This is a genomic window from Nonomuraea mesophila (assembly GCF_004352805.1).
GTDB lineage: Bacteria > Actinomycetota > Actinomycetes > Streptosporangiales > Streptosporangiaceae > Nonomuraea > Nonomuraea longispora.
In genome coordinates this window covers 1-9,966 of sequence record NZ_SMLD01000252.1, presented here as the reverse complement: position 1 = coordinate 9,966, position 9,966 = coordinate 1, and the positions used below count along the sequence as shown (strand labels likewise).

The window sequence follows — 9,966 nt, the reverse complement described above, 5'->3', positions numbered from 1 at the left end:
AAGGACTCGCGCGTTTGTTCGATACGCCGGTTCGCCTGGAGGCGAATCGTCTGCCCCTGCCCTGCTCCGCAGGGGTCCGATTCCTCCCCCGCCTGAAGGCGGGGGTCTCCTCGGAGGCATCTGATGATCCGGCGCCCCCTGACCTGCTGGACACGGCTCTCCCGCACGCGCACGCTGCTCCCTCAACCTCTGACACGCCCTCCCGCGACACGCGCCCACGGCTCCCGTAACCCTCTGCACACGCCCTCTGCAGCCCACGGGACATCACGGCTTGTCGCGCACCACCTAGCGTGCTCGCCCCTCCCCGATCACACCGTCTGCCCTGCCCGTGGCGTCGCAACGTTCCCGGCGGAGGTTCGCGCCTGCGCCACGACCCCGTGCCGGGCCGCCACCAGCGTTCGAGCCAGACCAGGGAGTGTCCCAGCCGACAGCCCCCCGGCGGCAGATAGATTTCCCTCTATGACTGATGTTCGAGTCGTGTTTCGGAAGTACGGCGGAGCATTGCACTGGAACCATCCTGGCCGCGTGCTCGGGGAGGACGAGCACGGAGTCTGGGTGGAGGTGCCCGGCGGCACGGTCGCCCGCAAAGGCGAGGGGCCACCCGTCACGTGGGAGTCCACCGCGATCATGCTGTTTCCCCGGAACGCCTGGTGGACGGCTTCGTTCAACACCCCTCCCCACAAAAGCGAAATCTATGTTGACGTCACCACCGTCCCGGAGTGGAGGGACGATGAGGTGACCATGCTGGACCTCGACCTGGATGTGATCCGTCTGCGTGACGGCCGGCTCATCCTCGATGACGAGGATGAGTTCGCGGAGCACCAGGCACTACTGAACTATCCACCCGAGTTGATCTCGCGAGCGGAGGCAACCGCGCACTGGCTCCTCGATGCGGTACGCGAGAGAAAAGGCCCGTTCGGCGGCGCACACATACAATGGCTGACGATAACCTGATTCCAGCGACCTGACATCGAAATGCCCGGCTCCGTCAACGTCGTCGCTGCCACCCCATAAGGCCACATCATCGTCTGCTTCGACCGTGACATCGCCTTATGGACCGCGACCGGATCGAGCTGACCACGGTCTGCTTCTACAGGACTGTAAATCCCATTCGGCTTCATCGGCGGGTGATCGGCCCGTCCCGCAACTCCAGGGCGACAGCGGCCACATGCCGATGGTGCACGGTCGCGACAATGACCAGATCGGCTGTGGTGACAAACCACGAGGCAGCAGCGATCCGTCTTGCGATCCGAGCGCACCGCACACTTAGCGATGCGGGGGCGACAGAGATTAGACGGCGCGCGCGACCACCATTCGCCGCCGGCACTTCTTCACGTCCCGGCCCCTCAGCATGGCGCAGACGTTATGGAGCTACTGCGACTGCCCGGCCCAGCCACCTTCTATCATTACTTGTCCCCGGAGTCAGTGATGACGACCTTTTCAGCACCGATCCGCCGCATGCGTTCAGCGCCCCATTTCCCCAGTGACGTCAGGGCCGTATTAAGCGAAACGCCGTGTTCCGTCAGGGAGTATTCGACCTTCGGTGGCACTTCTCGGTGCACCTCACGATGGACGAGCCCGTCTTCTTTCATCTCCCGCAGGTGTTGAATCAACATCTTCTCGCTGACGCCTGGCAGACCACGCCGAAGCTCGGCGAACCTACGGGTCCCGTGGTGGTGCAACTCCCAGAGGATCAACGACTTCCACTTGCCGGCGACGACGTCCATAGCCGCGTCGATGCCACAGAAATAGGGACCACGTCGTGCTGATGTCGCCATCCGCCCCCTCCAATACGTACTTACCTGCGAGTGAGTACCAGACTCAATAGTGCGTACTGGTCAAACCTACCGGCAGCCGAGAGGATCCAGCCGAACGATGAACACGAGGGGGAGCCCCAGTAATGACAACGAACAGCAGCGTCCAGGTAAGTGTTCTCGGCCTGGGAGCGATGGGCAGCGCTCTTGCGGACGCCCTGGTGAAGGCCGGATACGCGACGACTGTCTGGAACCGCTCACCGGAGAAGGCGGACGATCTCGTTGCTCAGGGCGCGGAGGCCGCCGCCACGGCCGGCGACGCTGTCCGGGCCAGCGGGTTGGTGATCACATGTCTGCTGGACCACGCGTCAGTCCATAAGGTGCTCGATCCTCTCTCCCGTGACTTGGCCGGACGAACGTTGATCAACGTGACCACGACGTCACCGGCCGAGTCGCGGGAGCTGGCCGCCTGGGCCGCCCATGCCGGGGTCACGTATCTGGACGGCGGCATCATGGCCGTACCGCAAATGATCGGCCAGCCGGGGTCATCCCTCCTCTACAGCGGATCGGCCGATGCCTTCCATCAGTACAAGCCGCTGCTCGACCTGTGGGGAACCAGTACCTACTTCGGCACGGATGCCGGGCTGGCCTCCCTCTACGACCTTGCCCTCCTCGCGGGTATGTACGTCATGTTCGCCGGCTTCATGCATGGCGCCGCCATGGTCGCGCCGGCCGGCGTGACGGCGGGCGAGTTCGCTGCTCTGGCCACACCTTGGCTGACCGCCATGACCGGCGCCTTCCAGGGGTTCGCCGCCGTCATCGACGGCGGCGACTACGCCGTCGAAGGGCAGCAGAGCCTCCACTTCTCCAACCTCAGCTCCCTTCTGGCCGCCAGTTCCGACCAGGGCATCAGCACTGATGTCGTCGCCATGGTCCAGCGACTCATCCAACGTCAGATCGATGCCGGCCATGGGGAGGAAGGCTTCGCCCGGATCATCGAAAGCATCAAGCAACCGGGCTGAGGGCTGGCGCGGCGTGGGGTCATGGTCGTCTGGCGGGCCCCACGCCCCAGCGGCGGGTGGCCTCCGGATACCTTGCTGATTGGCCCGTCGATGGCACGGTGTTTCAGGACGAGGCCGACAATCCGGTCCAACGTCTCCGGCAGCGTGCCGCAGCTGTCTGAACACCCCCAGGTGGATCGGCTGGCCCACACAGGCTCCGATCGTGGTCACAGAGCAGGTGGTACACGTTCTTTCGCCGAAGGAGCAGCCGATCCGATCGACCCGTGGTAGCAGCCGATCCGCAGGAACCGAACAGCCGTCAGAACGATCCGATCGACCCGTAACAGCAGCCGAACCGCGGGAAACCGAACAGCCGTCAAAACGATCCGATCGCTCATGCGCCCCGGCGACGGCAGCCGGGCCTGATCGTAGACCTGGCGCTGCTGCAACACCCCCACGAACTCCGTCACGACTCCACCTCCTGCTTCGCTGGATGTGCCGAAGCACCCAATGACGACGTGAATCAACCCGCCGCGGAAACCAGCCCACTCTCATATGCGGCAATGACGAGTTGCGCCCGATCACGCGCTTCCAACTTGGCCAGCAGCCGCGTGATGTGGGTCTTCACCGTGGCCAGACTCACTTGAAGATGCTCCGCGATCTCGCCGTTGGACAGCCCACGGGCGATCAGCGTCAGCACATCCCTTTCCCGCTCGGTAACCCCGTCCAGCCCTTTCACCCGGGGCGTCACCGGGGTGCGGGTGAACTCTTCAATTAACCTTCGCGTCACCGTTGGCGCCAGCAATGCCTCCCCACGCGCGACCACTCTGATGGCGGCGAGCAGATCCGCAGGGGGTGTGTCTTTAAGAAGGAAACCACTCGCTCCAGCCCGAAGCGCGTCGTACACGTATGCGTCGAGATCGAACATCGTCACCACGAGCACCCTGGAGACATCCCTGATCCTGCGGGTGGCTTCGATGCCGTCCATCTCCGGCATCCGAACGTCCATCAACACCACATCGGGCCGCTGCTCCAAGGTCACGGTGACCGCTTCGGCCCCCGTCGCAGCTTCCCCGACCACACCCAGGTCGGGCTCAGAGTCGACCAGCACCCTGAAACTTCCCCTGAGCAACGCCTGATCGTCGGCCACGACCACCCGGATCACGGAGCCTCCTGATAGGGCAGCCGGGCGAACACGCGGAACCCGTTTCCATGCTTGCTCCCCGCTTCGAACGTGCCGCCGTACATCATGACCCGCTCCCGCATCCCGATGAGGCCGTGCCCGGTGCCGGCCGAAGGCGACGTGCGTCTGCCCGGTCCGTCATCCGTCACTTCGATCTTCACGTCCTTGCCGTCTGCCACGACGGAGACCTGGCACCGGGCGGGCGCCGCGTGCTTGGCGACGTTGGTCAGCGCCTCCTGCACGATCCGGTAGGCCGACAGCCCCACCCCATCCGGCAGCCGGTCCCGTGGGTCGTGAGCATCACCATCGGACACCTGCCCAACAGAGCCGCCACCACCGATGCGAACCTCCAGCTTCACGTCGATCCCGGCCAGCCGCGCCTGCGCCGCGAGCTCCTCGAGCCCTTCGATGCCCGGCGCGGGCACGAGGTCAGGCACGTTGGTTGACCTCAGCATGCCGAGCAGGCGCCGCATCTCGACCAGTGCGCTGCGGCTGGCTGTCTCGATCACCCGCAGAGCGTCGTGCGCCTCCTCCGGCCTGGTCGACATCACATGATTGGCCACGCCCGCCTTGATGGCGATCAACCCCACGCTGTGGGTGACCACGTCATGCACCTCGCGAGCGATGCGCAGCCGTTCGTCGATCACCGCTTGCGACGCCAGCCGCTCGGCCTCGCGCGCCGCATAATGCCTGCGCTCGTGGACGGCACGGCCGATCGTCCATGAGCCGCCCAGAGCCGCGATCCCCATGAGCGGCTTGTCGACGTGGACCAGCCAGTCGGGAGCACTCTCCTGTGGCACGCCCGCCATCGTCAACCCGAGCAACGTGACGAGGCTTAGTCCCCCGATGGCGGACGAAGGGATCAAGGGGCCGACCTTGTCGGACAGCGCGACAATATAGAGCACGTAGGCGGGTGCGAGGTAAGCGAACCCGATGGCATCGGACACGACGGCGAAGACGGCCAGCACCAACGTCAGGCAGAACACAGGCAGCGGCCACAGCCTGCGCACCGACAGCAGCAGGCCGAGCCCGAAGGGCAGAGCGAACCTCAGCCATGGTGGCAGCGACGTGGCGTTGACCGCCATCGTGAAGGCCACGACCCCGAAGCACAGCCCCACCGCCAGATCGAGCATGATCAACTGGATGCGGCTCAAGCGCCGGGCGAAGAAGGGATGGCTGTCGTCCACGCGTTGAACCGTAGCGGTTGAAGCGGCGGGCGCACGTCAGCCCAGGGTTTGACCTTCAGATTCGAACCGTGGTCCGACGCGCCGCCGACCCTCCGCACCGCATCCTTTACGGCGTGATCGAACTCCACCGCCTCACGAAACGGTACGGCGACACCCTCGCGGTAGACGACCTCTCCTTCAAGGTCGGCCCCGGCCACGTGACCGGATTTCTGGGCCCCAACGGCGCAGGCAAGTCCACCGCCCTGCGCCTGATCCTCGGCCTCGATGCGCCCACTTCCGGGCACGCGCTCATCAACGGCCGACCTTACACATCGTTCAGCAGACCGATGCACGAGGTGGGCGCGCTCTTGGATGCGAGTGCCGTCCACGGCGGACGCAGCGCCTACGACCACCTGCTCTGTCTCGCTCGCACCAACGACATCGGCCCCGGCCGAGTGACCGAGGTGTTGAAGCAGGTCGGCCTGGCGGATGTCGGCCGCAAACGGATAGGCGGCTTCTCGCTCGGTATGAAACAACGGCTCGGCATCGCGGCCGCTCTGCTGGGCGACCCCGGTGTGTTGATGTTCGACGAGCCTGTCAACGGTCTCGATCCTGATGGCGTGCGGTGGATCCGCGGCCTCATGCGCTCGCTGGCCGCCGAAGGCAGGACGATCCTCCTGTCCAGCCATCTCATGAGCGAGATGGCTCTCACCGCCGAGCGCATCGTGATCATCGGCCGCGGCAAGCTGGTCACCGAGGCGACGGTCGCGGAGCTGACGGCGGCCTACCCCTCACTCGAAGACGCCTACATGGCACTGACCGCCTCCAGCGTGCAGTTCGGAGGTGTTCGATGAATTCGTTCGCGGGCGTTCTCGCGTCGGAATGGATCAAGCTCCGCTCCGTTCGTTCGACCTATCTCATTCTCGTCCTCGGCATCAGCGCCGTTCTGCTGGGTTACGCGCTGGCCCTGATGGCGGCCGGCATGTACGACGACGCCTCACCCCCACAACGCCCGAGCGCTCGCATCGCGGACCTTGAGGAGGTGGTCGTGATCGTGCCTCAGCTCTGCATGGGCATCCTGGGCACGCTGGCCATCACGTCCGAATACGCGACCGGCATGATCAGAACAAGCCTGACCATCGTCCCGCGTCGATGGCCGGTGCTCGCCGCCAAGTCCACGGTCGTGGGAGCACTCGGCCTGATCATCGGTGCGGCGGCGGTCTTCGGCACCTATGCCGTCACCCGATGGGTGCTCGGTGACCGGTTCTCGGGTGCATACGCCGACGCGTTCACGGACCGGCTTCCCCTTCTGATCGCCATCACCGTCTCGGTGCCGGTGTTCGCGCTGCTCGGCCTCGGCCTCGGCGCGCTCATGCGCTCGAGCGCCGGCGCGATCGCCATCATCGCCGGTCTCGTCTACGTCATCCCCATGATCATCGGCAATATCCCCGAGCCTTGGAGCGAGCGCCTCGGGTCCGTGATGATCGGGGCGCTTCCCCGCGAGATCACCGGTGACACGATCACGACCTCGGTCTACGGCTCGCTGTTGCCTCCCGCCGTGGCCGCCGCCGTGCTGGTCGCCTATGCGGCTCTCCCCCTGCTGGCGGCAGCCTGGCTGATGCGCAGGAGGAACGCCTGAGATGTCGACGCCGAGCCACATGCGAGACCTCGCCATGTTGACGCCGGCTCAGACGGAAGCCCCTGATCAGCGCATCAAAAGATCACAGCGGGCATGGGGCCGTCCGGCGATGCGCAAGACCGGAACGCCTGCCGTACCATCAGGCGTTCCGGCTGCCATGCCGTCAGCGGGCTCAGACCTCGAGCACCACGGGGATGATCATCGGACGGCGGCGGTAGGTGTCGCTCACCCAGCGGCCCACGGTGCGCCGGACAACCCGGCGGATCTCCTGCATGTCGATCACTCCGTCCGCGGCCTTCTCCTCAAGAGCCCGTTCGATCTGAGGAATGAACTCGTCGAACTGCAGAGGGTCGATGCCCGAACCACGCGCGTGGATCTCGGGGCCCGCGGTGAGCTTCCCGGTGTTGGAGTCGACCACGACGACCACGGAGATGAACCCCTCGTCCCCCAGAATCCTGCGGTCCTTCAGGGAGGTGTCGGTGATCTCGCCCACCGACGAGCCGTCGACGTAGACATACCCCGCGTGCACCGCACCGACGATCTTCGCGCGACCGTCGAGCAGATCGACCACGACGCCGTCTTCGGCGATCACGATGTGATCGTCCGGCACACCCGTGAGGGCGGCCAGCTTCGCATGGGCGCGCAGGTGGCGCCACTCACCGTGCACGGGCATGAAGTTCGACGGGCGTGTCAGGTTGAGCACGTAGAGGAGCTCACCGGCGGCCGCGTGTCCGGAGACGTGCACCTTGGCGTTGCCCTTGTGCACGACCCGTGCGCCCCACCGGGTGAGACCGTTGATCACCTTGTTGACCGCGGTCTCGTTGCCGGGCACCAGCGAGGAGGCCAGGAGCACCGTGTCGCCCTCGGCGATGCGGATCGGGTGATCACGGTTGGCCATCCTCGACAGCGCCGCCATCGGCTCACCCTGGGATCCGGTGCAGACGAGCACCACGTCCTGCGGCGGCCACTCCTCGATGTCGCGCGAGTCGACGATCAGCCCCTGTGGCACCTTGAGATAGCCCAGGTCGCGAGCGACTCCCATGTTGCGCACCATCGAGCGTCCGACCAGGGCGACCTTGCGCCCGTGCCGGGCGGCGGCGTCCATGACCTGCTGGATGCGGTGGACGTGAGAGGCGAAGCTCGCCACGATGACGCGCTGCTCCGAGGTACGGATGACCTCGTCGATGACCGGAGCGATCTCCCGCTCACTGGTGACGAAGCCAGGCACCTCGGCATTGGTCGAGTCGGACATCAGCAGGTCGACGCCCTCTGTGCCGAGCCTGGCGAAGCCTCCCAGATCGGTGAGGCGTCCGTCGCTCGGCAACTGGTCCATCCGGAAGTCGCCGGTGTGCAGCACGATGCCGGCCGGCGTCCTGATGGCCACGGCCAGCGCGTCGGGGATGGAGTGGTTGACCGCGAGAAACTCGCAGTCGAAAGGCCCGAAGACGTGCCGTTCGCCCTCGACGACCTCGCGTTTGGTCGGCTGGATCCGATGCTCGGTGAGCTTGGCCTCGATCAGGGCAAGCGTGAGCTTGGATCCGATGAGCGGGATATCACGCCGCTCGCGCAGCAGATAGGGCACCGCTCCGATGTGGTCCTCATGCGCGTGCGTCAGCACGACAGCTTCGACGTCGTCGAGGCGGTCCCTGATGTACTCGAAGTCGGGCAGGATGAGGTCGACACCCGGTTGGTCGGGCTCGGGGAACAACACCCCGCAGTCGACGATCAGCAGGCGGCCTTCGTACTCGAAGACGGCCATGTTCCTACCGATCTCGCCCAGCCCGCCGAGCGCGACGATACGCAAGCCGCCGTGAGGCAGCGCCGGTGGGGGGCCAAGCTCAGGATGCGGATGGCTCATGCCCGGCCCCCACGGTCAGATCGTGTTCTCAAAACTCCCAGTTCCTCCCCGTTCCTATGCGTCTGTCAACTTCACCCCGCCGGCCACCAGGCAAGCACGCAGCTCGGCGATTTGCTTCTCTGTCGCGTCCACGAGCGGCAGCCGTACCGGTCCTACCGGCATACCCACCAGGCTCAGGGCCGCCTTTATCATGATCGCGCCGCCCGCACGCAGCATGATCCCGTCCACTACGGGGGCCACCCGACTGTGCAGGGCCAGCGCTTGAGCGACTTCGCCGCTCTTGTGCAGATGGATCATCCGCGCCAACTCGGCGCCCACCACATGTCCGACAACGCTCACGAACCCAGCGGCTCCGAGCGAGAGCCAGGCCAGGTTGAGCAGATCGTCTCCCGAATAGAAGACAAGATCGGTCGAGATCATCACCTGACTGGCGGCGAACAGATCGCCTTTGGCGTCCTTGACGGCCACAATGCGTTCGTGCTGCGCCAGCCTGATCAGAGTCTCCGTTCTGATCGGCACTCCGCTTCGTCCCGGGATGTCATAAAGCATCACGGGAAGATCGGTCGCGTCGGCGACAGCGGTGAAGTGTCGGTACAAACCCTCTTGCGGGGGCTTGTTGTAGTAAGGCGTTACTACCAGGAGGCCGTGTGCGCCGGCGCGCGCCGCCTGCTTCGCGAGCTCGACACTATGGCGGGTGTCGTTGGAGCCCGCTCCCGCCACCACGGCCGCGCGATCGCCGACCGCGTCGAGGACAGCACTGACGATGCGCTGCTTCTCCTCGTCGGAAGTGGTGGGCGACTCGCCGGTCGTCCCGTTGACGATCAAGCCGTCATTCTGCTGCTCGTCCACCAGATAGGTAGCAAGACGTCGCACAGCCACATAATCGACCTCGCCGTCGGAAGTGAACGGCGTGACCATCGCGGTCAGCATACGGCCGAAGGGCGCCTTGGTGGATCCAGTTGGCGATGCCATAGTGCGAACGCTACCTGGATTCAGAAATCCATTGGACGTCGCCACCCCGCTTTGCCTGCCTGGAGCCGCCTTTTGCCCCCTTTCGACAGCAACTCGTGCCGCTTATCCCACGATAGGTCCTTCGGCCGACTCCTCTAGCCACCCGGCCAGCGACGACCGGCCATTACATCGCAAGATCAGCTCACAACTCCACGGCCTCCCGGTCCGGGCTCACCTTCGCGTCCGCCGTTCACCCGGCCCCAGCATGCCACGCGAGCTTCCCACGGCCGTCTTGGAGGATCCCCGACCGAGACAGAGCCCGCGCTCGTCCCTGACCCCCACACCGCCCTGGCCACCCACGCCGCTTCACATGCCCTCAGCACGCCCACCACCGCCGTCGCACTTGCTCCCGCC

9 protein-coding genes and 1 pseudogene are annotated in these 9,966 nt (G+C 65.6%); 4 read left to right on the top strand and 6 right to left on the bottom strand.

What is annotated here, in order from left to right:
* Nucleotides 1–459: 459 nt before the first annotated feature.
* Nucleotides 460–954, top strand: a complete 495-nt coding sequence (locus tag E1295_RS45130) for a DUF402 domain-containing protein (protein ID WP_132641082.1) — start codon at nucleotides 460–462, stop codon at nucleotides 952–954.
* Nucleotides 955–1,406: 452 nt separating this feature from the next.
* Here E1295_RS45130 and E1295_RS45125 read toward each other — a convergent pair whose 3' ends face one another.
* The gene (locus E1295_RS45125) at nucleotides 1,407–1,727 is read right to left on the bottom strand and encodes a winged helix-turn-helix transcriptional regulator (RefSeq protein WP_220449219.1); all 321 of its coding nucleotides are present in this window, start codon (nucleotides 1,725–1,727) and stop codon (nucleotides 1,407–1,409) included.
* Between the two features lie 173 nt (nucleotides 1,728–1,900).
* Here E1295_RS45125 and E1295_RS45120 point away from each other — a divergent pair, with 173 nt between their 5' ends.
* The gene (locus E1295_RS45120; protein ID WP_132641078.1) at nucleotides 1,901–2,776 is read left to right on the top strand and encodes an NAD(P)-dependent oxidoreductase; all 876 of its coding nucleotides are present in this window, start codon (nucleotides 1,901–1,903) and stop codon (nucleotides 2,774–2,776) included.
* A 206-nt stretch (nucleotides 2,777–2,982) separates the two neighbouring features.
* Here E1295_RS45120 and E1295_RS45115 read toward each other — a convergent pair whose 3' ends face one another.
* From E1295_RS45115 to E1295_RS45105, 3 genes are read right to left on the bottom strand one after another with little or no spacing between them, the layout of a single operon-like run.
* A complete protein-coding gene (locus E1295_RS45115; RefSeq protein ID WP_132641076.1) occupies nucleotides 2,983–3,225 on the bottom strand; it encodes a hypothetical protein in 243 nt (80 codons plus the stop codon).
* Between the two features lie 53 nt (nucleotides 3,226–3,278).
* A complete protein-coding gene (locus tag E1295_RS45110) occupies nucleotides 3,279–3,920 on the bottom strand; it encodes a response regulator (protein ID WP_132641074.1) in 642 nt (213 codons plus the stop codon).
* Entirely contained in the window at nucleotides 3,917–5,125 is a 1,209-nt protein-coding gene (locus E1295_RS45105) for a sensor histidine kinase (protein WP_132641072.1), read from the bottom strand. The genes E1295_RS45110 and E1295_RS45105 overlap by 4 nt, the downstream gene beginning before the upstream one ends.
* A gap of 113 nt (nucleotides 5,126–5,238) precedes the next feature.
* Between E1295_RS45105 and E1295_RS45100 the strand changes: the two are divergent.
* A pseudogene (locus E1295_RS45100) lies at nucleotides 5,239–5,880 on the top strand (ABC transporter ATP-binding protein); the annotation flags it as partial.
* A gap of 74 nt (nucleotides 5,881–5,954) precedes the next feature.
* Nucleotides 5,955–6,743: an ABC transporter permease gene (locus E1295_RS45095; RefSeq protein WP_132641068.1), complete on the top strand. Its 789-nt coding sequence runs from the start codon at nucleotides 5,955–5,957 to the stop codon at nucleotides 6,741–6,743.
* Between the two features lie 172 nt (nucleotides 6,744–6,915).
* Here E1295_RS45095 and E1295_RS45090 read toward each other — a convergent pair whose 3' ends face one another.
* Entirely contained in the window at nucleotides 6,916–8,601 is a 1,686-nt protein-coding gene (locus tag E1295_RS45090) for a ribonuclease J (protein WP_132641066.1), read from the bottom strand.
* A 54-nt stretch (nucleotides 8,602–8,655) separates the two neighbouring features.
* Nucleotides 8,656–9,573, bottom strand: a complete 918-nt coding sequence (gene dapA / locus E1295_RS45085; protein ID WP_132641064.1) for a 4-hydroxy-tetrahydrodipicolinate synthase — start codon at nucleotides 9,571–9,573, stop codon at nucleotides 8,656–8,658.
* Nucleotides 9,574–9,966 lie beyond the last annotated feature (393 nt).